Origin of the sequence: Brenneria sp. L4-2C (assembly GCF_040240335.1) — a bacterium.
Classification (GTDB): Bacteria; Pseudomonadota; Gammaproteobacteria; order Enterobacterales; family Enterobacteriaceae; genus Brenneria.
Genome location: NZ_JBEIAC010000001.1, coordinates 773,507 through 796,607, shown reverse-complemented (window position 1 = coordinate 796,607; position 23,101 = coordinate 773,507). Strand labels below are relative to the sequence as shown.

The following is a 23,101-nucleotide window of genomic DNA, read 5'->3' as shown; positions in this document are numbered from 1 at the left end:
CACGATCAATACGGCGAATAGACAAGAAAAAACGTGTTAACTTATTTCTTTACCCCGTTATCAGGCAAAAATATCAACGCCATTTGCTGAAGACGCCATTGATTGCAAATGCGCTGGAACCTCTAATGGTTTAGCGATATTTCCCGATGAATCGCCAAATTGCTGCTGATAAGAAGAGCCGTTATTCCCTTCGCCGCTGTTATTTGCCGTTTGTTGCTGCGCTTGCCAACTGGAGGCGTCGCTGCCCACGCTGCTTTGTCCCAGATTAATGCCGCTTTCCGCCATCGCGTTACGCAGGTGGGGCAGCGCGGCTTCCAGTGCCGAGCGCACCTGGCTATTTGCGGATGCCAGGTGAATTTGCGCTTGATTATCGTCAATTTTCAAACTGATATGCAGCGGCCCCAACTCCTGCGGATTCAGGCGTAGCTCGGCATTCTGCTGTCCATTGCGGCTGAACATCACCACCTGCTGACTCAGCGCGTCCTGCCACTGAGGCGAGCCAAACGGCGTTGCTAATTGATGCGACGGCGTCGCAGCACTGCCGGCAAGCGTTGATTGAGCAGGCGGCGTCAGCGATATATGCGGCGTCGGCGCGCTCTGACTACCGGAAATCAGCGGAGAATCCTGACTATTGCGATCGCTGGCAATCAACGGCGATGTGGTGGCGAATTTGGCTGAATCATCAGCTTGATCGACCGCCGCCGAGCGTTTGAGCGAATCGCTCGATGTTAACGTCGCATCGGCGTCTTTTAATGTGATGCCTGCAATGCCGATGCGCGTCGATGACGAATTCTCATCCCCGGCATCATCTGCTGTCGTGCGAGCATCAGACAAAAGGGGAGCGTCCTGTTTTTTCCCGGTGATCAAGCCGGAAAGGGCAGGGGCGACATTTTGCGCATCATCAGCGCCGTTCGCGGGCGCTGTGATTCCCGGCGGCAACATGGCAAGTAATGCCTGCATAACCACCGCTTGATTGTCGCTATCGCTATCTTTTTCATCCGATAGCGCGGTCTTATCCGCTTTGACCGTTGCGTCGGTAGGTTCAATGTCCGCTGGCGCCACTGAGCCGGTTAACGAGCCGAATGAGGCCAACAGGGCATTTAAATCATCACTATTCAAATCAGCGACGGCGTCTTTTCCAAGCGCGTTGAGCAGCGCTTCTTTATCATCCATCGCTGTAAGCGATTTGTTGACTGACGGGTCTGAAGACAGAGACAACTGTTTGCCCAGCAGCGCGATAAAATCTTTGGGTAACTCGCCCTGCGTCAACAGGGAAGATGCGGTAGAACTACCGGTATCGCCGGCGCTTGTCGTTATGGGTAATGCGGACAGCTTCATAGCTCTGTTTTCCTCTGTGAGGCCCGTTGGGCGAACTCGTCCATCTGTTTTTGTTCTATACGGTTTTCTCTGGCGACTTGCCTGGTTGCTTCGCGATCCTGTAATGTTTCAAACGCGTTTAACCGTTGCTGTTTTTCCCGCCATGCCTTCATTGCCAGATCCAAACGCGATGTCCACTGTAAAAGCTGTTGCCGATGCTGTTCAATCGCTTTATCCAGTGTCTGAATAAATTGCTGATAATTCTGCCAGCTATTGTTCGCCATTCCGCCGGACATGGTGGTGTTTAATTTTTGGCGATAATCATCCTGATAGTTCAATAGCATATTCAACTGCTGTTCAGCCTGCTGATGCGCCTGGCGCACCTGACCTAATTGACCGACGGCTTTCTCGACCTCTTTCTGCGCCAAATCACGCAGCGTAATTAAAGGAGACGTGTTTTTCATCTGCTCTCCTGATTGTTACGAGGGAAAATAGTATTCAGCGCCTGACAAGCCTCGTCATAGCCGCTGCGCTCGAACATACCCTGCTGTAAAAAGGCTTCCATCTGCGGGTACAGGCGAATGGCTTTATCAAGCAATGGATCGCTGCCGGCGGCATAAGCGCCGACGCTGACCAAATCGCGGTTGCGCTGGTAGCTGGATAGCAGTTGTTTAAACTGGCGGACTTCAGCGTAGTGATTTTCATCAATCAATGCAGTCATGGCGCGGCTGATTGAGGCTTCTATATCAATCGCCGGATAGTGACCGGACTCCGCCAACTGACGCGACAGAACGATATGTCCGTCAAGAATGGCACGCGCGGAATCCGCGATGGGATCCTGCTGGTCGTCCCCTTCGGTTAATACGGTATAGAAAGCCGTGATAGAACCGCCGCCGTGAATGCCGTTGCCGGCGCGCTCCACCAGCGCCGGTAATTTGGCGAAGACGGAGGGCGGATAGCCTTTGGTGGCCGGCGGTTCGCCAATCGCCAGTGCGATTTCACGCTGAGCCATGGCATAGCGCGTCAGTGAATCCATGATTAACAAAACATGTTGACCCCGGTCGCGAAAATCTTCCGCAATGCGCGTCGCATACGCGGCGCCCTGCATCCTCAACAGCGGCGACACGTCGGCGGGGGCGGCAATAACGACGGATCTGGCGCGCCCTTCGGCGCCCAGAATATTTTCAATGAAGTCTTTGACTTCACGACCACGCTCGCCGATCAGACCGACGACAATGACGTCCGCCTGGGTATAGCGCGCCATCATGCCTAATAATACGCTTTTACCAACGCCGGAGCCGGCGAATAGCCCCATACGTTGACCGCGCCCCACGGTCAGCAGGGCATTAATGGCACGGACGCCCACATCCAGCACGTGTTCAATCGGCGTTCTTTGCAACGGGTTGAACGGCGCGGTAATTAACGGCGCGCGATAGCCGGTATCCGGCGACGGCAATCCGTCCAATGGTTTGGCGCTGCCGTCCAATACGCGACCCAATAGCTCCGGCCCCAGCGGAAGTTGTTTGCCCTGCGAACTGTTATCTAAATCAACGCGGGCATAAACGCGGGCGCCGGGGGTGATGCCTTCGACCTCTTCCAAAGGCATCAGGAAAAGCCGTTGTCCATTAAAGCCAACGACTTCGCTTTCCACTTCGTCTACCTGACTGCCGTTTTTACGTTCGATAAGGCAGGTCGCGCCCAGCGGCATATGCAAGCCGGTCGCTTCCAAAACCAACCCCGTAGCCCGGGTCAGACGGCCGTAGCGACGTGTGGATGGCGTGCCGCCAATCCGATTCTCAAATGAATCCAGAGCGTCGAGCCAACGCCCGAGGCGCGAGGTCATCATAGTTCTCCCGGCGCCGCCAGGCGGCAGAGTTCATGCCAGCGGGTAGCCAGGCTGGCATCCAGATCGCCTTCCTCGGCGCTGACTTTACAGCCGCCGGGATGCAGTTGATTATCCGCTAACAGTTTCCAGCCGTGCAGACTGAGCGTCGGCCCCAATGTCTGTTCGACTCGCTCAAGATCCGCAGGATGCACACGCAATTGCGGCTTACCGGAAAACATCGGTTCCTGTTGGATCAACTGTTGGATTTGGCTGAGCAGCGCGGTGCCGTCACAGACCGGCGGCTGCCCCAGAATTTGTTTGGCCGCGGTTAAAGCCAGTTGCATCAGTCGGGCAGGGATGACGCTGTCCAGCGCATCCAGCGTCTGCTGGAATTCGGTAACCATCTGCTGCATCTGTTCAACCATTGGCTGCTGCTGCTGAGAAGCATCCAGCAACCCTTGCTGCCGACCGGCGTTTAAACCTTCCTGATAACCAGCGTCATAACCCTGCTGGCGGCCTTGGGTAAATCCTTCTTCGCGGCCTTGTTGCATCGCCTGCTGACGCAGCGAAATCAGTTCATCGTCTGCCAATGGACTCACGTCGGTCACGACTTCCGGCTCAATGATCTCCGGTTCTTTGACAGCCGGTTTGTTGGGCTCGGACAAATCATTCAACTGCCAGGGTTGCCAGTCGAGATTGATAGAGGCATTAGACATAAGCATCCTCGCCGCCGCCAATGATCATTTCCCCGCTGTCCGCCAGACGACGAACAATAAGCAGAATGGCTTTCTGTTCGTTTTCCACCTGCGACATGCGCACAGGGCCACGGGTGGCCAGGTCGTCGCGCAGGATTTCCGCCGCGCGCTGGGACATATTGCGCAGGAACTTCTCGCGTAAAGGTTCGTCGGCGCCTTTCAATGCCAGCAACAGGGATTCGGATTCGACTTCCTGCAACAAACGCTGAATGCTGCGGTCGTCCACATCCACCAAATTCTCGAACAGGAACATTTCGTCGATGATTTTCTGCGCCAGTTCGCCGTCGAATTCCCGCACCGCATCGATAACCGCTTCTTCCTGCTGTGCTTTCATCAGGTTGATAATCTCGGCTGCGGTACGCACCCCGCCCATCTTGCTGCGTTTGAGATTCTGGCCGTCCAGCAGGCCGTTCAGTACATCGGTCAGTTCGGCCAATGCCGCCGGCTGTATGCCGCCAAAGGTGGCGATACGCAACATGACGTCATTACGCAGACGCTCGTCAAATAGCGCAAGGATATCGGCCGCCTGCGCACGTTTCAGATGCACCAATATGGTGGCGATAATCTGCGGATGCTCGTCGCGAATCAAATCGGCGGCGGATTGCGGCTCCATGAAATTGAGCGTTTCCATACCGGTCGTGGTTTCGCGGCTTTCCAGGATATCTTCCAGCAGGCTTGACGCGCGCTCTTCTCCCAGCGCTTTGACCAGGACCGAGCGCAGATAGTCGCTCGCGTTGATGCTCAGCGCCGCGAATTGTTCCGAATTCGCTTCAAACTCTTTCAGTACTTCCATTAACTGCTGTTGTGAAACCTGACGAACATTCGCCATCGCCGCGCTGAGGTGCTGCACCTCTCTGGTCGAAAGGTGGGTAAATACCTCCGCGGCTCGGTCTTCACCGATGGTCATCAATAAGATGGCGCTTTTCTCTGTTCCTGTCAGGCTCATAGTTCACTACTCATCCATTCACGAATGACCAACGCGACGACGCGCGGATCGTTCTCTGCCAGTTCACGTATGCGCTGGCTTTGCAGCTCCGCGCTGATACGTTGTTGCGATTTTCTCTGCTGTTCTGCTTCTGAACTGCTCAGGTTGACGACGACATCGTCATCTCCGCCTTTAGCCATGGCTGCCGCCGTCTCGGCCGCTTCTTGTTGCTGAGCTTTCTTCTGCAACTGCGGGCGAACCAGTTTGCGCCATAATATCCAGGCGACAATCAGTACCAGCAACCAGCGACCCGCCTCGATCAGCAGATCGAAAAACGCCTGTTGTTGCCAGAAGGGGAGTTCGCCGGTGCCTTCCGCTGAATCCATAAACGGCGTATTAACCACGTTCAAGGAGTCGCCGCGTTCAGCCGAGAACCCCATCGCTTCACGGGCAACGCTTTCAATCTGCTTGATTTGATCTTCAGTCAGCGCGACCGGTTTACCATCTTCGCCGGGAGGTAAATAGTTAACGATGATTGCCGCGGATAACCGTTTTACGCCGCCGCTGCTGTGCTTGGTATGCAGAATGGTTTTATCGACTTCGTAGTTTGTCGTGGCATCGTTACGGATGTTGGACGTCTGCATAGCGGTATTGGCGCTGGTATTGGCCTGAGCGCCCGCTGCATTATTATTTTGCTGTCCGGCCTGATTATTGGCGTTGGCGTTATTATTCGGTTGCGTCTGGATGGGCGCGGTAGGCGCGGGAGCCGGTTGATTAGACAACGCGCCAGGCACGCCGCCGACGTTTGGGCCGCCTCTTTGTTCGCTTTGGCTGGTTTGCTGCGAGCGAATCGCGGCCTTATCGGGCGACTTATTGGGCTGATACTGCTCATCGGTCTGTTCGCGGGCGGCAAAGTCGATTTGCGCGGTCACCTGCGCATGCACGTTGCCCATGCCGACGATAGGCGCGATGATGGCCTCTATGCGACGCTGATACATGGCTTCGACTTCGTTGCTGTATTTGAGCTGCGCCGCGTTCAGGTCGCGGCCGCTGCCGCCGGCCTGGGTGAGCAGACGCCCTGTCTGGTCAACGACGGTAACGTTGTCCGGGGGCAATCCTGCAACGCTGCTGGAAACCATATAGACGATGGAATTAATTTGTCCTTCATCCAGGGCCCGGCCTGGTTGCAGTGTCAAGGTTACCGCGGATGACGGGGATTTCTGCTCGCGAACAAAGAGCGAGGGCTTGGGAATAGCCAAATGTACGCGCGCGTTTTGCACCGGCCCCAGCGTTTCAATGGTTCTGGCAAGCTCGCCTTCCAACGCGCGTTGATAATTGATCTGCTCGCTGAATTGGCTGATGCCGAATTTTTCCTGATCGAGCAGTTCAAACCCGACGGCGCCGCCCTTAGGCAAGCCCAGTTGCGCCAGGCGCAAACGTGTTTCATGAACATTTTCGGCCGGGATCATTATCGCGCCGCCGCCATCGGCAAAGCGATAAGGAATATTAAGTTTTGTCAATTCGCTGACGATAGCGCCGCCATCACGGTCATTGACATTACTATACAGCACCCGATAGTCGGGCCCTTTGGCCCATAAGGCCAGCGCGACGACAATAGCGATAGCTGCCGCCGCTGCAATCAATAGAGGAACCTTCGGATTGGCGCGTAAGCGGTTGAGTATTTCGCCAAAGCCGCTTTTACCGGTAGCTGTGCCGGTTATCGAGGCGCTCATACCCGATCTCTGCTTGGTTGTTGAACGGTATACTTAACGTTGTTACGTAACAAAACAGAACTCCCTGAATGCCAATCAATAAAACAAGTCACCTACATTTGCAGGCATGTCATTATTTTCCGTAAAAGAAAAATCGATGGGTCGATAAGCCCCTCTTTTTCACGCTAATTGGGCGATTTAGTACAAAAAGGATGTGATAGGGTGTTTGACCTAAAGTAGCGATAGCAAAGATCCGCTGATTTCACGACGTAATATCGCCGGTAACCGCTTCACTTCATTCAACTATCGCCGTTTGCGGCAATGAAAATAACGTACTTTATAATTAGCGAGGGGATATGTCCGTTCAAGGTATCGAAGGGGTATTACAGCAATTGCAGGTTAACGCTTTGCAGGCTGCAAACACGTCGGTTTCCCGACCTGCGGTAGAACCCGGTTTCGCCACCGAGCTCAGGTCGGCAATCGATAAAATCAGCGAAGTGCAGCAGCAGTCCCGTGCGCAGGCGCAGGCTTTTACCCTGGGCAAGCCCGGCGTGGCGCTGAATGACGTGATGGTCGATCTGCAAAAATCCTCAATATCCATGCAGATGGGCATTCAGGTGCGCAATAAACTGGTTTCGGCATACCAGGAAGTGATGAATATGAGCGTGTAGGATAATAATCAATTTATTTATAAGTTAAGCCATTATCCTGTTGTCGAGTTCATTACAGGTCGCTCAGTGGCGGATGTTTTCCAGCTCTTCTTCGGTCAGGCCAGTGGCTTCCTAATCCGTTGCCAGTGGTATCCCGTCGTTTAATCAACGGCAGGTTTCGCGGTATTTTCATGTTACGCTGAAAAACCAGCTTATCCGTTTGCTGGTTTCAGAGGCGGGATTCAGTTTTACTATTTCGGTTCATCGGATAATAGCTCGCCGGGCAGTACCTGATGTCCGGCGAGTCCGCTGTATTTGCTATTGAGCGTTTTTTGTCTCAATGATTGCCCCATCAGCGAACTTAATTCATCCATTCGTTTTTGCAGCAGCAGCTTTGTTTGTGCTTCATTATCCAGAATTTGCTGCAAAACCTGACGAAAATGTAATTGCATTACACCATCAAGATTAGCCGGGATTGGCGTTTTGCTCAGCTTTTCCACCGACTGGATATAAACAATCTCTTGCTCAACCAGGGCATCCCATTGTCCGCTTCTCGCCAAACCGAGGATGGCCTCACTGAGCGTCAGAAGTTGCTGATAGTTTCTGAGAAGCTGAAGGTTATCCATATTAACCAGCTTCCTGCTCGGGTTGATAATGAGGGCTAATTTGCCGCCAGGCGTCGGCTATATTGTCGAGTAATGACTCCACTTCCACGATCGCCTGTTGGTCATTATTCAAATTAGCCTGTAACAGACGCCGCGTCATATAGTCATACAGGTCGGCCAGGTTTTTTGCCAGTTCGCCGCCTTGTTCCATATCCAGACCTACTTTCAGGCCATTGGTAATGATATTAATGGCTTTAGACAGCGCCATGCCTTTACCGGCAATATCACCCTGTTGCATCAGGATACGCGCTCTGACCATCGCGCTTTTCGCGCCGTCAAACAACAACACGATCAACTGATGCGGACTGGCGCTCATCACCGCGCTTTCAAGGCCCACTTTGGCGTAGGCCTGACTGGCATTTCTTGTATACATTATGTTACCTCGTTACCTACTTACTGTTGCTAATCGCAGTGAACTGCGAAGTAAGGTAGCTTGCCGTGCTATCCAATTGAGAAACAAGCAAGTCCAACTGGGTAAACTGCGTTTGATAGCGGGCGATGGTGGCAGTAATACTATCGTTAACCTGAGTATATTGTTTTTCCAGTTTTTTCAATGTGCTGTTAATACCATCCTCTGTGGCTTTGATCACGCCGTCGGTGCTGTCCAGCACGGTCGTCAGATAGCTGCGCATCTGGGTGGAAAAACCGGTATCTTTACCGTCGCCGGCAAAAAACGCCTTCACATTGGCAGGCTCTTCTTTCAGGGCTTTTTCCAATTCGGTATCGTTGACTTCGAGCTTGCCGGTCTTGTAGTTCTGGGTAATGCCCAGATCGGCCAGAATACGAATATCACCGCTGTCGCTTTGCAGGTTGGTGAGCTGTTTTTTTAACTGGCTCTGAATACTACGAACGGTACTGTCGCCCAGCAGGGCGCCGTTGCTGCTGCTCTGGTCTTCACCGGCATCAACGGCCGTATACTGGGTTTGGGTGGCGATGGTATCCAGTACGGCGTTATAGGCATCTACCCAGGCTTTTATCGCGTCTTTCATACCGCTGGTATCCTGGGCGATTTCCAGCGTTTCGGGCGTATCCGTAGCCGTAGTGCTTTGCAGCGACAAAGTTACGCCTTCCAGCGCATCGTCAATGGTGTTGCTCTGGCGTTCGATCTCAATGCCGTTCACCGAGATAAGCGCATTCTGCGCCGCCACTTTTTGCTCAATGGTACCCAGTACGCCGCTGTCGTCGGTGACTGTGATTTGCCCCTCGGTGCCGGTATCTTTCGACGTCAGCATTAAATAGTAGCTGTTGTCATTGGCCTTAACGATACTGGCGCTTACGCCGCCATCGGCCTTATTAATAGCATCACGCACATCGGTCAGCGAGGTTTCACCGCCGGTAATTTGCACATCAATACTTTCCCCATTCGCCTGGGCGATCTTCAGCGTGGCGTCACTGCTGCTTAATGCAGTCGTGGCGCTGGTAGAGACGGATGAAATCACCGAGTGCGCCTGGGCTAGCTGGCTAACGCTGACGCTATAGCTTCCCGCGACTGCCTTACCATCTGTCGTCGCGGTGAAGGCTTTATTGGTGCTTTTCACCGACGTGGTGCTGATGGCGTCAATGGAACCGGCATTACTTAGAACGGTGTCCGACTTCGCCAGCGCCTTGGTGGCGGTATCCAGTTTATCCAGCGCGCTTTTTACCGTGCTGAAGGCGGATAATTTCGCGTTGTAGCTGCTTTGCTGGGTCGTTATCGGCGTCAGCCTGGCTTTTTCCGCTGTTTCCAACTGGGTTAACAGACCGCTTAAATCCATACCGGAACCAACGCCTAAAGAAGTAATACTTGCCATGATGAGTCCTTAATTCGGTTCACAGAAAAACGCATGAAAATAATATCGGCAGATAATGAAGGAAGTTTAGTAAAAGAAAAAGAGCGCGCAGGGTAGGTAATAGTAAGAAACGGATTGGCATCTAAGGTAACGGAAAGTCGAAGATAAGTAGAGATAAAAAAGGTGATGAAAAAAATTAAAGGTTCTTTTGCCTGCGCCGATACAGCTTAGGACGGTGATAAAACCCGTGGGTCTAACCCGAAACCTACAATTGATTAAGGAATCATGATTATGGCAGTAATTAATACTAATACCATGTCTCTGGTTACCCAGAACAACCTGAACAAATCTCAGTCTTCTCTGGGTACCGCTATTGAGCGTCTGTCTTCCGGCCTGCGTATCAACAGCGCCAAAGACGATGCCGCCGGTCAGGCGATTGCCAACCGTATGACCGCTCAGGTTAAAGGTTTGACTCAGGCGGCTCGTAACGCCAACGACGGTATTTCTCTTGCCCAGACTGCGGAAGGCAGCCTGAGCGAAATCAACAACAACCTGCAACGTATTCGTGAACTGGCGGTGCAGGCGGCGAGTGATACTAACACCTCAACTGACCGTGCATCAATCGAAACGGAAATGAACGCTCGTTTGGCGGAGATTGATCGTGTTGCCACCTCTTCCAAATTTAACGGTACTTCTCTGCTAGATGGTACCGCCAGCGGCGGCATCCAGATTCAGGTCGGCGCCAACAGTGGTGCTACCGAATCAATTACCATCACTAGTGGTTCATTGATTAATGCAGCTTCTGGTAGCTCGACTATGAGTGGTGTTGCCGGTAACATTAGTGGTGTTGCTACTGCTTCTGGTGCTCAGGCGCTGATTTCTGCTGTTGATGACGCGCTGGCATCTGTTGATACCGCACGTAGTAACCTGGGTGCGATTCAAAACCGTTTTGAATCTACCATCACTAACCTGAATAACACGGTGAATAACCTGTCTTCTGCTCGCAGCCGTATCGAAGATGCGGATTACGCGACGGAAGTGTCAAATATGAGTCGAGCACAGATCCTGCAACAGGCAGGTACGTCTGTACTATCTCAGGCCAACCAGGTTCCGCAGACCGTTCTGTCTTTGCTGCAATAATCAAGAGCAACAGACTTTTTTGTCTAACCCGGCCATGTGCCGGGTTTTTTTATGATGTAATAAAGAGGGTAATTACACGATTTATCGGTGGGTTAATTTTTCTCCTCTTTTATTACAATGATCAAATCTAGATTTTATCCCCGACAGAGTATTTCGCTTATGCCTCGCGTTTTCATCAGTACCCTTCAGTTTGTCGATTTTCAGGATGCAGAGTTGGCAACGCTGGATTTGATCGGTGCATTTATTGAACAGAACTGGCAGGTTGACGTCTACTGCCACCGATATAGTGATGAAGCTAGATCAGAAGTGGAAAGGCGTTATGCCGATCGGCCGTTATTCATTACCGATGATGATACATATGACTTTTCTGTCGATTATGATTTGCTATGGCTGCAATATACCTCTGCAAACGCTAGCGTTCTGAAACGGCTACTGAATGGTGGGATACACGCAAATTTCATCGTGAATCATCTGTCATTGCAAAGTAATGAAGAAATGTCGGCTGATGTTCACCTGGAAAACCGTCTGGCCGATTATGCATTAGTAACCATCAAGCGACTCCCCGATTTTTTGCATGACAATGGTATCCTTCCTGTTCTTGGTACTGTATTTCCTTCACCAGTGCCGGACAACCAATTTCGCATTGCCTCTACGCCTTCATTGGATAGGCTAAGAAAGGTGCTGGTTGTCACTAATGAGTTGACCCCTGTTCTGGAAGCTTTGCCGGATGTGTTGGCGGATGTCGGGGTGCAGTGCGATCAAGTGAACAATGAGCAGGTAATACGGCAACCGAATATTTTTCAACATTATGATGCGGTGGTGGCCACAGGGCGAATGGCCCAATATGCCCTTTGTGCAGGGGTGCCGGTTTACCTGTATCAGGATGATCGCCAATTTCTGGGGTATGTTTGCTCGGAGAGGTTAGAGAATAATGTCTTTCGTAGTGAAAGTGTCAGAAATAAAACTCTTACATCGTTTGAACTGGCAGATGAGTTAGTTAAAGGATACTCTCAGGCGGCAAACTATGTGGCGCAACGCCTGAGTTTTTATGAGTCCCACTGGCGGCTCTCTTCCTGCCTGGCGTTGTTATTATCTTCGCTGCCCCCTAAAAAATGTATAACGATAACCGAGCAGGAGTTACAACATTTAGAACTACATAACCTGACGTTGCGTGACAAGGTCAAGCCAGGTTATTCGGTGGATAAATGGCTGAGTGAACGCCAGATAACGCCTGCGCGCAGCGCAATGTTGCAGGCATATATTCATAATACCCCTGAACTTGGAAATGTCGCTGTAGTAGTGATGGATGATAGTGATTCTTCAGCGAATGAACATGGTATTGCCGCCTCGCTTTGCAGTGTACAAGAACAGTTATATGGGCCGCAGGAGGTCTATGTCATCACACGTCATCCGGTAGCGACGATGGAAGAAGATGGCATTGTCTGGATGTCTGACCAGGCGGGAGCGATGGAAATGTTAAATCAACTGATAACATTGTCTTCGGCCTCCTTTTTGCTGGTACTGGCAGCTGGAGATCGCCTGTTGCCGCATATGCTATTGTTGTTAGCTGAGTACCGTTTGCGATTTCCCACAGCGAGCGCCTTTTATTTCGACGAAACGGTACTGATTGACGGCAAAGCGCAAAACCCGATTCTGAAACCTAAATGCAACATCGATATGTTGCGTAGCTACCCTTATATCGGTCGAAACTTGGCGCTGGATGTTCAACGTTTACGCCAATTAGGCGATGTATGCACTGAATATCAACAGTTGGGTTTGCTGGATGTCGTCTATCAATTGATAGAACAAGAAGGACCGGAAGCTGTCGGGCATATACCGGAAGTGGTGGTATATACTGAGCAGGCATTCTTTGAGTGGGTAGGCAGCGAAGCGGTGTCGCGTGGTTATCCAATGCTTGTGCAGCGCCATTTGCAGCGTTGTCATGTTCCTGCGACGGTCGTGGAAGGACCGAAACAAGGGGGCTTCAACGTGAATTATCAGCACGATGTTCATCCTTTGGTGTCGATCATTATTCCTACTCGAGATAATTTGCCGCTGCTTAGCCGGTGTATTGAAACATTGATGGAGAAAACCCGCTATACGCGGTATGAATTGCTGATCGTGGATAACCATTCCTCTGAGCCAGATGCTTGTCAGTACTTATCGCATTTGGCCGCCATGGCGCTCCCCAATGTCCGGGTATTGCAGTGGCCTCATTCCTTCAATTTTTCAGCGATCAATAACTATGCAGCGGAACAGGCTAGTGGAGAGGTTTTGCTGTTTCTTAATAACGATACCGAGATTGTTGACGGCCAGTGGTTGAACACCATGTTACAGCATGCTCTTCGACCTGAAGTCGGTATTGTCGGTGCAAGACTGGAGTTTAGCGACGGCCGGATCCAACACGGCGGCATTGCGCTAGGTTTAAATGATTATGCGGGTATCGTATTTCAGGGAGCGGCTGCCTCAGCGTCTGGCTATATGAACCGTTTACAGACAACGCATAACGTCAGTGCGGTAAGCGCCGCTTGCATGATGATGCGCCGGGATGTTTTTAATGAATTGGGCGGGTATGACGCGGAACATTTCCCCTTGTATTTCGGCGATGTGGATCTCGGTATCAAAGCGCGGCAGAATGGATATTTGGTGGTCTGGGCGGCGGAAGCGAGAGTTGTGCATCTGGGCGGAGCATCTCGTTTATTACAAAAATTTGAACTGCCGCCGTTGCCTCAAGAATCGGATATCGATGCGCTCTACCAGCAATGGCTTCCCCAACTGACAGATGATCCTTGCTACCATCCGGCCTATAGTAAATATGCACCAGGATTTGCGTTGGTACCCGAGATGGCTCGTTGTCAGTTGCCATTGCCTGGGCGTCCATTGCCGGTGATTCTGGGGATGCATGCTGACTTGTTTGGATGCGGGCATTATCGAGTCATTCATCCATTCAAAGCGTTAGAGCGTGAGTTTCATATTGAAGGTGGACTGATTTCACCCTTATCGGGGGTACTGGATTTAAAACGTATCGAACCTGATGTCACAGTTGTACAGAGAGCTGCGTCTAAAAGTATTTCTGAGTATATAAAGAAATACCAGAAATATTCACAATCGCAAATTGTGCTCGAGTATGACGACTACTTGCCTAACGTTCCTTTAAAATCAATACATAGAAAGGATTTTTCTCAGTCTGTTATTGGCGGATTACGTCGTTGTATAGAAGTGGCAGACTGGATCGTAGTATCAACAGCCCCGTTGGCTGAAGAACTCTCTAAGTTTCATCAAGATATTCGTATTGCGCAGAATCGACTGGATCCTTTTTGGTGGAGGAATCTCCATAGCCAACGTCGGGTTGGAAAGAAAATACGCATTGGTTGGGCTGGGGGAAGTAGTCATTCCGGTGATTTAGATATTTTGCGACCAGTGATAAAAGCACTGGAAAATGAAGTTGAATGGGTCTTTATGGGAATGAAGCCTGAAGGTGTAGCATGTGAATTTCATGCTGGTGTGCCAATCGAATTTTATCCACAAAAAATAGCGAGCTTAAATCTGGATTTGGCATTGGTTCCGTTAGAGTATAACCAGTTCAATGCGTGTAAGAGTAACCTACGATTATTGGAATTGGGTGCATGCGGTGTCCCCGTTATTTGTACGGATATAGAGCCCTATCGGTGTGATTTGCCTGTTACGCTCGTCAATAATCGTTTTATAGACTGGATGGAAGCTATTCGTTCTCATTTGGCAGATATGGATGAGGCAGCAAGGTTAGGCGATGAGTTGCGTGAGGCTGTTTTAACACATTGGATGTTAGAAGAAAGCGGGTTAGATGATTGGTTGTATGCATGGCTACCACGATAAAAATTTTATTATATCCGTGATACCTACCATGGATGCTATTCGTTGTGACTATTTTACGGTAGGCAAGGAATAAGAATAGAAAATTCATGGGTGTATATGATTACAATATTAAATTTTGTTTTTTATAAAATATAGTGGTGTAACTAATCTAAAATGAGGTGTGTAAATCATGAGTGAAAATACAGCAATCAATATAGTATTGATGCAAAAAATGAGTAGTTCTAGTGTGGCTAATCCTCATTTTTTAGCATTTTTAGATGTTGCCTTATTTTATAAATATCAGTTTGAAAGTTTAGGAAAGATAGTTACCCTCACTAAAAATAGGCTAAAATATGATGCAGTAAATATCATTTTTGGTGCAAATGATATGGTTCCCACCGGCTGGGAGAATTATTGCTGCTTATTTGTAAACCTTGAGCAGTTAGCTAAAGGCGGATGTCATATCGACGATGAATATAAAGAATTACAAAAAAATGTTCAGTTTATAGATTACAGTAAGGTTAATATAAGAGAATATAGTGGTAATGTTAATGATGTGATCTATGCTCCTTTAGGCTATGCTCCATATTTAAGGAAGGAATTTATTCCTATTGAGAAAAGAGAGATTGATGTTTTATTTATTGGATCAATGAATGAAAAAAGAAAGCGGGTATTAGAACTAATTGAATCTAATGGTGTTAGTGTAAGCTTTTTTAGTAGTCCACTATATGGTCCTGAAAGAGATTACTTTATACAAAATTCAAAATGCGTATTTAATTGTCACTATTATGATTCAGCCATTTTTGAAGAGGTCAGAGCATTCAATTCTTTGTCTATTGGTACCCCGTTTGTTTCCTTGCTTGATGATAATGAAGTTATTCCACCGAATTATAATGATAGTGTCTTTTTCATCAAAGAAAATGAATTGGTTGACTTCTTTAAGAGTAAAATAAAAAGCAAAGAGTTTTATTCGGAAAGTTATGCGAAGCTTGATTGCTTTAAATTGAAAGATCCATCTGATTACTATAAGGAAATTATAAAAATTTCCGATGATTTGATTAGTCAAAAAAAGCCAAGTAACTTTTCTGAGGAAATAAATAAAATACATATAGGTTCAGGGAAGGATTATAGGGCTGGATGGATTAATATAGATATATCTGAAGAAGCGTTGCCAGATATTATCTTAGACCTGAGTAGTGAGCATTCTTGGCCTGTAAAACTAAAATCCCCTTTTTTAGGTGATGTGACAATAAAACAAGAATCATATGATTTCATCTATGCAAATAATGTCCTAGAGCATGTGCCCAATCTTGTTAGAATGATGAGTAATTGTCTTGACCTTCTAAAAGTTGGCGGCCGATTTTTTATCGAAGTACCTTATGAGAAGTCTGTTACGGCATGGCAGGACCCAACCCACGTAAGAGCAATGAATGCTAACTCATGGGTATATTATACAGAGTGGTTTTGGTATTTAGGTTGGTTTGAATATAAATTCATAATGAAAGAATCTTGTTTCTTAGATATTAATTTATCAGAGTGTCAGGAAAGTAATGCAGCATTTATGCGGGTCTTATTGGAGAAAGCACCCTCAACATTTCATGAGAAATGTGTAGCAAGAGCTATGCAGGCTAATATGGGTGGGATTGGCGACTCTTTCGTATACTAAATATATTAATTTAAACTAAATATGACAGTTATTAATTCTTGCATTGGTAACTGTCAACTTAAATCTGAGTTTTTATTTTCGCTAAGATACTTAAAATTCTATTGTCACTGATAGTTGTGGAATACTATCGAACACGATTTATCCCCTCAAGCGCAAGTTTATAATCTCCGCATTTTTGATAATATTCGAGTGCTTGAGGCATCATGCCAAAACACTCTAATATTACTGCAATATTATAATTGGCCTTATACGTATTAACTCCTTTTTTACGACCAGCTTCCATTCTTGTACATAATTGAAATGTGTCTATTGCGCTCTGGAAGTCCGCATTATTCATCAGTATTAATGCCTTTAAGAACATGAAATCAGTAGAGGGGCAATAGTCTTCATACTTTAAAATATCTAACGCTTTTTTATATTGTGCTGTGTTAATCAGACAATAACCATAACACTCTATTAGCACTTCATTATAGTCATGATAGCGCTCTTTCTGTAAATGAAGAGATGCTTCAAAGCTTTTTTCTGCCAATGCATAATTTTTTCCTAAATAATAACTTTTTCCTAGCTGATAATGGAGGTAAGGGTCATCTTTTGATTTATCTATAGCTCGTTGAAGTAATACAATGTTTCGATTAATCTTATCTTTACTCTCTATTATATCTTTTGTGTAACCGCTATGTATGAATGAGAGTGGTGCGTCAAAACGCCCATCGGGTATTTCGTCGGTTGTTTTTTTGCATATCTGTTCGTGAATAATGCCAAAGAATTCATAGTGGGATTTATCAAAAAGGCGACTGACACGTTCTTTGATGAAATCTTTTTCACTCGCACTTTCATCGTTAGTGATACTGATGATCTCTACCGTACCTACGTTGGTTGAATAGCTGCTAATTTGTTCTAAAAGCAGAGCAATATCAATCTTATCGAGCTCTTCATCAGCATCCACAACCAGCACCCAATCATATTTTGCAAATTGCAAGGAGTAATTTCTGGCTGCGGAGAAATCGGATATCCATGGAAAATCATAAATTTTATTGGTGAAACGGCCCGCGATTTGCTTTGACCTATCAGTCGAACCCGTATCAACAACGACAATGTCATCAAAATATTGAGCAAGGGCGCGGAGTGAATTCTCCAGGTGCTGAGCCTCATCTTTAACAATCATACAGACCGATATCATAATGGGGTCGTTATCGTTGGCGGGATTTTGAAGATTTTGCATATCAGACGATACCCATAAAATAAAAATTTCGCTGAAGAACCAGCCTGAGAACATTGTTTACTATTAGCGAGCTAATTGCTCCGGTGCTCAATTGATTTATCATATCGTAAATCCTGAGAATAGTACTATTCATAAGTTGAAATATTTTGTAATCTGAATTGCCTACAATCTTCGGTCTTACTTGTAGTGCTTTTTTATTCACATTTCATATGAAGATTATGCAGGTGTTGTCGGGGCTTACGGGCATCGCTGGCAGCATAATATAAGCAGGTACATTATGGCCTCTATTAATACTAATCCTCTCTCTTTAATTGCTCAGAACCAAAAAAATCGCTCGTTGTCATCATTGAGCCAAGCTATTGAACGCTTGTCATCCGGTATGCGCATTAATAGCGCCAAGGATGATGCCGCGGGGCAGGCGATAGCCAATCGTATGAGCGCTAACCTGAACGCTAATGATGTTATCGCTCGTGGGATAAATGATGGTATCGGCCTGATGGAGACGGCGGAAGGCGGGTTGGATGAAATCAACAATCTGGTGCAGCGGTCAAGGGAATTGGCGGTACAGGCGGCGAACGGTACTCTGTCGGATGCCGATCGTGCCAGTTTAAACGCTGAATATAGGCAACTGCGTGATGAAATCGATCGTATTGCCTACTCTACCGAGGCATTTGGCAAGTACCCTTTGGCGCCTTCCAGTCAGCGTGAGCAGCCCGTTAATCTTGGAAATACGCCGCCGCTGGCGGAAAAATTTCCGGTTAGCGGCTCCAGCCGCACATTTTCTTCCGGTATCGTTTCTCTAGCCTATATTCCTTCTGGCGCTAAAAATTTAACTATTACCATCGACTCACTGGGTGCGGATGATGATATCCAGATCTTTAGTCGCGATGGTAGTCATTTGGTCGGGACGCCGCTGGAAGGTACGGACGCAGATATTGTCTGGCGCCAAAACGGGATAACAGATTCGGCATTAGCGGATGCGCTAGTCTTGACTGAAGATAATGGTTTTTTGCCTACGGCGGCGTATTCGGCTACTGGATTGCTGGAAGGGGGGGCCGGTTTTAATTTAAATGGCGGGGCGACAACGGTCTATAACGGCATGACCATGACCTATAGCGGAGACGGCGATCGCTATGAGGATGTCGCCAGCGGTGGATTTAACAATGGCAGCAATGGGGCAGAGCGGCAAGAGCGTATCCATATCGATGAAACGACGGAAGATTTAATCATTATGGTAATAGGGCAGGGCGCATTTACCGGCGTCGCAACCTGGGATGATTTGCCTAATCCAACACAACTACCGCCGCCGCCGTTGCCACCGGTCAGTACGCCGACGGATATTGTGGTCGGCGCCGATTATGGCGAAGAAGTACAAGCGGTGACTATCAACCCGACGCCGTCGGATAGCGAGTCTCTGGGGCTGAAAGATGTTGGTTTGGATCCGATTGAGGAGGCGCGTAAAGCCTTGGCTTCTTTTGATCAGGCATTGGAAAAAATAAACGGCTATCGCAGTGAGTATGGCGGCCAGGTGAACCGTTTTGAATCGATCCGATCAAATCTGGCGCAGACATCATTAGCCACTTCCGCCGCACGCTCGCGTATCCTGGATGCGGATTATGCGCAGGAAGTTTCCGCCATGGCGAAACAGCAAATATTGCAACAGGCGTCTTCTTCCGTGTTGACGCAGGCAAATCAGGTGCCGGAAACGGTGCTGACGTTGTTGCAGCGGTAAAGATTTTTCCTTTTAGGTCGATAGTACATATGTCAGCTTAAATAAAGAAGTGATGTATTCGTTCGATGGTAGTAATTTTTAAAAAGGAACTGTTCTATGGCTGAAGCAAAAGAAATATATGGTCCGACTATCACTCTCCATTGGCATAAGCCGATTGATGTTGGAGATATTGAATACGATAAACACCATCCTGAAGTAAAAGATATTGTTGATGATGCTGGTATCTATCTTTTTTTAAGGGAATATGGTGACTCACAAGAGATCCTTTATGTAGGGAAAGCGAGCCAATTGCGCCGCCGTATTATGCAGCAGCTTAATGCCAGAGAGTTAGTAGAGCATATCCAAAATAGCAAAAGAGGTAAAAAAATTCTGCGATATGCAACCATAGAGATGAATGGTAATGCAAATAAAGAAAAGTACCTTGACGAAGTTGAATCAAAATTTATTTCTATGGCATTGGATTTGCAGGACGATATTTTCAATAAGCGAAAAACTACCTACTATATCAATGTGATTGTTAATTCTGGTAACTACAAACCGGGAAAAGTTGATAGGAATATATACCTGGTTAAATAAAATTGTGTACTTGGCGTATGAATTTTAAGTACAGAGTTTGTGATACTAACTGAATCTAGTGACAAGAAGAGAGCTCAAAACGAATATGGGGATTGAGAATGGCTGATCTAAAAATTGACAGAAATAGGCTGGAAGATACATTAGATCAATTACGCACTAAAGTGCGTAATGAAAAAATTGACGTCTATACTACTGATATAATTGATAGTTATATGGGCGGTGTTCATCGGAACAAAGGGGTTCCTGCTGGAATTTCATGGAATGCACAGTTTGGTAAATACCTGAAGCGTCATGCTGATGAGTTAGGCATCCGGGAATTAAGCTCTAAAAATCCGCTTATAATCGATGGCGGTAATACCCGCGCTTCTTTATGGGATTTATTGCTTGAGGTAGATAACCATAATTTATGAATACACGATAAAATAGATAAACAAGAGCTATTTCTTGTATTTCTGCGAAGCGCCTCCACACTTCATATCCTACCGCTTCCCTGAACTTGCCGAACCGCTAAAGTAATCGGCAATCACCACCACAGGGACGCGGCGCCATGTCATCGCACGATGCGATCTTTAAGCAGTTTCTCAGCGATACTGAAATCGCGCGAGATTTTCTTTCTATCCATCTGCCGCCGGAAATCCGACAACATTGTGACTTCACGACGCTGCAACGGGAATCGGCCTCGTTTGTGGATGAAGAGTTGCGCTCGCGGGTGTCGGATATGCTTTATTCTTGCCGTACTTCGGCAGGTCGAGGTTACATTTATTGCGTGATCGAACACCAGAGTTCGCCGGATCGCTTGATGGCGTTCCGGCTTCTGCGTTACTGTCTGTCGGCGATGCAGCAGCATCTGTCGCAAGGGCATAAAACCCTGCCGCTGGTCGTGCCGCTGTTGTTCTATCACGGCGATCGCCGCCCGTATCCGTATAGCCTGAACTGGCTGGATGGTTTTACCGATCAGGTGCTGGCGCGGCAGATTTACACCACGGCATTCCCATTGCTGGATCTGACGGTCACCCCGGATGAGGAAATTAAAACCCATCGTCGGGCAGCCTTGCTGGAACTGGTGCTGAAACATATTCGCACGCGGGATATGCTGGAGCTGGCGCGGGATATCGGTATGTTGATGGAAATGTGGACACTGCCCTTGACGCAGCAGCGGGCGTTGATGTTTTATATTGCCCATATGGGGCGGACATCTGATGTGCCGTCATTTATTGCAACGCTGAAAACGTATCCAGGAGGGGAGCAGATGGCAACCATCGCGCAGGAACTGATGCAGCAGGGAAAGGAAAAGTGGCTGGCTGAAGGTTTGGAGCAAGGCATAGAGCAGGGGGTGGAGCAAGGCATGAGAGCCAGCGCATTACGCATCGCCCGTCAGATGCTGAAAAACGGTATGCCGCCGCAGCAGGTGCAGCAAATGACCGATCTGTCCGATGACGATATGCAGGCGGTGATGTTAGTCACCGACGAATAATTTTCTGCAAAGCGCCTCCACACTTTTTACTTTACCGCTTTCCTGAACTTGCCGAACCGCTAAAGTGATCGGCAATCACCACCACAGGGATGCGGCGCCATGCCATCGCACGATGCGATCTTTAAGCAGTTTCTCAGCGATACCGAAATCGCGCGCGATTTCCTTTCTATCCATCTGCCGCCGGAAATCCGACAACACTGTGATTTCGCTACGCTGCAACGGGAGTCGGCCTCGTTTGTGGATGAAGAGTTGCGCTCGCGGGTGTCGGATATGCTTTATTCGTGCCGAACTTCGGCAGGTCGTGGTTACATTTATTGCGTGATCGAACACCAGAGTTCGCCGGACCGCGTGATGGCGTTCCGGCTTCTGCGTTACTGTCTGTCGGCGATGCAGCAGCATCTGTCGCAAGGGCATAAAACCTTGCCGCTGGTCGTGCCGCTGCTGTTCTATCACGGCGATCGCCGCCCGTATCCGTATAGCCTGAACTGGCTGGATGGTTTTACCGATCCGGTGCTGGCGCGGCAGATTTACACCACGGCATTCCCGTTGCTGGACTTGACGGTCACCCCGGATGAGGAAATTAAAACCCATCGTCGGGCAGCCTTGCTGGAACTGGTGCTGAAACATATTCGCACGCGGGATATGCTGGAGCTGGCGCGGGATATCGGTATGTTGATGGAAATGTGGACACTGCCCTTGACGCAGCAGCGGGCGTTGATGTTTTATATTGCTCATATGGGGCGGACATCTGATGTACCGTCATTTATTGCAACGCTGAAAACGTATTCGGGAGGGGAGCAAATGGCAACCATCGCGCAGGAACTGATGCAGCAGGGAAAGGAAAAGTGGCTGGCTGAAGGTCTGGAGCAAGGCATGAAAGCCAGCGCATTACACATCGCCCGCCAGATGCTGAAAAACGGTATGCCGCCACAGCAGGTGCAGCAAATGACCGATTTGTCCGATGACGATATGCAGACGGTGATGTCAATCGCCGACGAATAATTTTCTGCGCAGCGCCGCCATGCTTTTTACCGTACCGCTTTCCTGATATTACCGATCCGCTAAGGTAGCGGTTAAGCAACCGCTACAGAGATGCGGCGCTATACAATCAATCCATTTGTTGTGTTAGATTTCTCCACAAGAGAACCTGTCTGTTTGCCTGAACTCTTCACCTGATCCCTTGAAAAGACGCATTGACTGTGTCATAAACGATCGCATTGATGATACGTATTGGGAGTGTGTATGAGTGGTATCAATAGTTCAACGGCTAAAAAGAGAGCAAATGTTACCGTGAATGCAGCGCTTCTGTCTGAAGCCAAAGCCTGTGGTATCAATCTTTCCTCTTTGCTTGAGGAATCGCTCAAAGAAAGATTGCGTCAGCATCGTCGCCAAAAATTTATTGCTGAAAATAAAGAGGCTTTTGAGTCTCATAATGCGTTTGTAGAAGCGGCCGGGTTATTTTCTGACGGTCACGGAGTGCTTTGATGGCACAGTTTGATGTTTACCGTAATCACGGCAAGGGTAAGGACTTTTATCCTTACTATATTGACATACAAAATGATCTTTTCAATGCATTGACCAGTCGTGTGGTCATTCCCATGACGGATATTAAAAACATATCGCCGATCAGAGGATTACATCCTGTGATTACTCTACAGGGGAAACCGTATGTGGTAGTCACTGATCTGATGACCAGCGTATTAGACAAGGATTTCAAACAGACTCCTGTTGCCAATGCCGTGTCGATTAGAAATGAAATTATCAGTGCCTTGGATTTACTGATTACGGGGATCTAAGATTGCTGGCAAGCATCAATGATGCCGTGTAGAACAACCCGGC

At 48.2% G+C, this 23,101-nt stretch carries 21 protein-coding genes; 11 read left to right on the top strand and 10 right to left on the bottom strand.

What is annotated here, in order from left to right; translation table 11 throughout:
* Positions 1–60 precede the first annotated feature (60 nt).
* The 6 genes from ABRZ26_RS03705 to fliF are packed head-to-tail and all read right to left on the bottom strand — an operon-like array spanning position 61 to position 6,555.
* Entirely contained in the window at positions 61–1,338 is a 1,278-nt protein-coding gene (locus ABRZ26_RS03705) for a flagellar hook-length control protein FliK (protein ID WP_319602869.1), read from the bottom strand.
* Entirely contained in the window at positions 1,335–1,781 is a 447-nt protein-coding gene (gene fliJ, locus ABRZ26_RS03700) for a flagellar export protein FliJ (RefSeq protein ID WP_319602868.1), read from the bottom strand. Before fliJ ends, ABRZ26_RS03705 begins: the two co-directional genes overlap by 4 nt.
* Positions 1,778–3,160, bottom strand: a complete 1,383-nt coding sequence (fliI, locus tag ABRZ26_RS03695; RefSeq protein WP_319602954.1) for a flagellar protein export ATPase FliI — start codon at positions 3,158–3,160, stop codon at positions 1,778–1,780. The genes fliJ and fliI overlap by 4 nt, the downstream gene beginning before the upstream one ends.
* Positions 3,160–3,858: a flagellar assembly protein FliH gene (fliH, locus tag ABRZ26_RS03690; protein WP_319602867.1), complete on the bottom strand. Its 699-nt coding sequence runs from the start codon at positions 3,856–3,858 to the stop codon at positions 3,160–3,162. Before fliH ends, fliI begins: the two co-directional genes overlap by 1 nt.
* Positions 3,851–4,843 (bottom strand): flagellar motor switch protein FliG, encoded by a 993-nt coding sequence (gene fliG, locus ABRZ26_RS03685; protein ID WP_319602866.1) that lies wholly within the window; start codon positions 4,841–4,843, stop codon positions 3,851–3,853. The genes fliH and fliG overlap by 8 nt, the downstream gene beginning before the upstream one ends.
* Positions 4,840–6,555 carry a flagellar basal-body MS-ring/collar protein FliF gene (gene fliF / locus ABRZ26_RS03680; protein WP_319602865.1) on the bottom strand — a complete coding sequence of 572 codons (1,716 nt, stop codon included), beginning with the start codon at positions 6,553–6,555 and terminating at the stop codon, positions 4,840–4,842. The genes fliG and fliF overlap by 4 nt, the downstream gene beginning before the upstream one ends.
* A gap of 335 nt (positions 6,556–6,890) precedes the next feature.
* Between fliF and fliE the strand changes: the two genes are divergently transcribed.
* Positions 6,891–7,205 carry a flagellar hook-basal body complex protein FliE gene (gene fliE / locus ABRZ26_RS03675; RefSeq protein WP_319602864.1) on the top strand — a complete coding sequence of 105 codons (315 nt, stop codon included), beginning with the start codon at positions 6,891–6,893 and terminating at the stop codon, positions 7,203–7,205.
* 230 nt (positions 7,206–7,435) lie between these two features.
* On the opposite strand, the gene fliT is transcribed toward fliE, so the two are convergent.
* From fliT to fliD, 3 genes are read right to left on the bottom strand one after another with little or no spacing between them, the layout of a single operon-like run.
* The gene (fliT, locus tag ABRZ26_RS03670; RefSeq protein WP_319602863.1) at positions 7,436–7,810 is read right to left on the bottom strand and encodes a flagella biosynthesis regulatory protein FliT; all 375 of its coding nucleotides are present in this window, start codon (positions 7,808–7,810) and stop codon (positions 7,436–7,438) included.
* A gap of 1 nt (position 7,811) precedes the next feature.
* Positions 7,812–8,222, bottom strand: a complete 411-nt coding sequence (fliS, locus tag ABRZ26_RS03665) for a flagellar export chaperone FliS (RefSeq protein WP_319602862.1) — start codon at positions 8,220–8,222, stop codon at positions 7,812–7,814.
* Between the two features lie 16 nt (positions 8,223–8,238).
* Positions 8,239–9,639, bottom strand: a complete 1,401-nt coding sequence (gene fliD / locus ABRZ26_RS03660; protein WP_319602861.1) for a flagellar filament capping protein FliD — start codon at positions 9,637–9,639, stop codon at positions 8,239–8,241.
* A gap of 270 nt (positions 9,640–9,909) precedes the next feature.
* On the opposite strand from fliD, the gene ABRZ26_RS03655 reads away from it, so the two are divergent.
* The 3 genes from ABRZ26_RS03655 to ABRZ26_RS03645 all read left to right on the top strand — a co-directional run bounded on the left by ABRZ26_RS03655 (position 9,910) and on the right by ABRZ26_RS03645 (position 16,258).
* Entirely contained in the window at positions 9,910–10,758 is an 849-nt protein-coding gene (locus ABRZ26_RS03655; RefSeq protein WP_319602860.1) for a flagellin domain-containing protein, read from the top strand.
* 213 nt (positions 10,759–10,971) lie between these two features.
* Entirely contained in the window at positions 10,972–14,613 is a 3,642-nt protein-coding gene (locus tag ABRZ26_RS03650) for a glycosyltransferase (protein WP_319602859.1), read from the top strand.
* A gap of 169 nt (positions 14,614–14,782) precedes the next feature.
* Entirely contained in the window at positions 14,783–16,258 is a 1,476-nt protein-coding gene (locus tag ABRZ26_RS03645) for a class I SAM-dependent methyltransferase (protein ID WP_319602858.1), read from the top strand.
* A gap of 124 nt (positions 16,259–16,382) precedes the next feature.
* Here ABRZ26_RS03645 and ABRZ26_RS03640 read toward each other — a convergent pair whose 3' ends face one another.
* Positions 16,383–17,480, bottom strand: a complete 1,098-nt coding sequence (locus tag ABRZ26_RS03640) for a tetratricopeptide repeat-containing glycosyltransferase family 2 protein (protein WP_319602857.1) — start codon at positions 17,478–17,480, stop codon at positions 16,383–16,385.
* Positions 17,481–17,757: 277 nt separating this feature from the next.
* Between ABRZ26_RS03640 and ABRZ26_RS03635 the strand changes: the two genes are divergently transcribed.
* From ABRZ26_RS03635 to ABRZ26_RS03605, 7 genes are all read left to right on the top strand, one after another.
* A complete protein-coding gene (locus tag ABRZ26_RS03635) occupies positions 17,758–19,212 on the top strand; it encodes a flagellin N-terminal helical domain-containing protein (protein WP_319602856.1) in 1,455 nt (484 codons plus the stop codon).
* A 96-nt stretch (positions 19,213–19,308) separates the two neighbouring features.
* Complete coding sequence (locus ABRZ26_RS03630) at positions 19,309–19,788, top strand: GIY-YIG nuclease family protein (RefSeq protein WP_319602855.1); 480 nt, start codon at positions 19,309–19,311, stop codon at positions 19,786–19,788.
* A 98-nt stretch (positions 19,789–19,886) separates the two neighbouring features.
* Entirely contained in the window at positions 19,887–20,198 is a 312-nt protein-coding gene (locus ABRZ26_RS03625) for a hypothetical protein (protein WP_319602854.1), read from the top strand.
* A 137-nt stretch (positions 20,199–20,335) separates the two neighbouring features.
* A complete protein-coding gene (locus tag ABRZ26_RS03620; protein WP_319602853.1) occupies positions 20,336–21,262 on the top strand; it encodes an Rpn family recombination-promoting nuclease/putative transposase in 927 nt (308 codons plus the stop codon).
* Positions 21,263–21,361: 99 nt separating this feature from the next.
* A complete protein-coding gene (locus ABRZ26_RS03615) occupies positions 21,362–22,264 on the top strand; it encodes an Rpn family recombination-promoting nuclease/putative transposase (protein WP_319602852.1) in 903 nt (300 codons plus the stop codon).
* A 240-nt stretch (positions 22,265–22,504) separates the two neighbouring features.
* Complete coding sequence (locus ABRZ26_RS03610) at positions 22,505–22,747, top strand: type II toxin-antitoxin system CcdA family antitoxin (RefSeq protein WP_319602851.1); 243 nt, start codon at positions 22,505–22,507, stop codon at positions 22,745–22,747.
* Positions 22,747–23,058 carry a CcdB family protein gene (locus ABRZ26_RS03605; RefSeq protein ID WP_319602850.1) on the top strand — a complete coding sequence of 104 codons (312 nt, stop codon included), beginning with the start codon at positions 22,747–22,749 and terminating at the stop codon, positions 23,056–23,058. Before ABRZ26_RS03610 ends, ABRZ26_RS03605 begins: the two co-directional genes overlap by 1 nt.
* Positions 23,059–23,101: the final 43 nt, after the last annotated feature.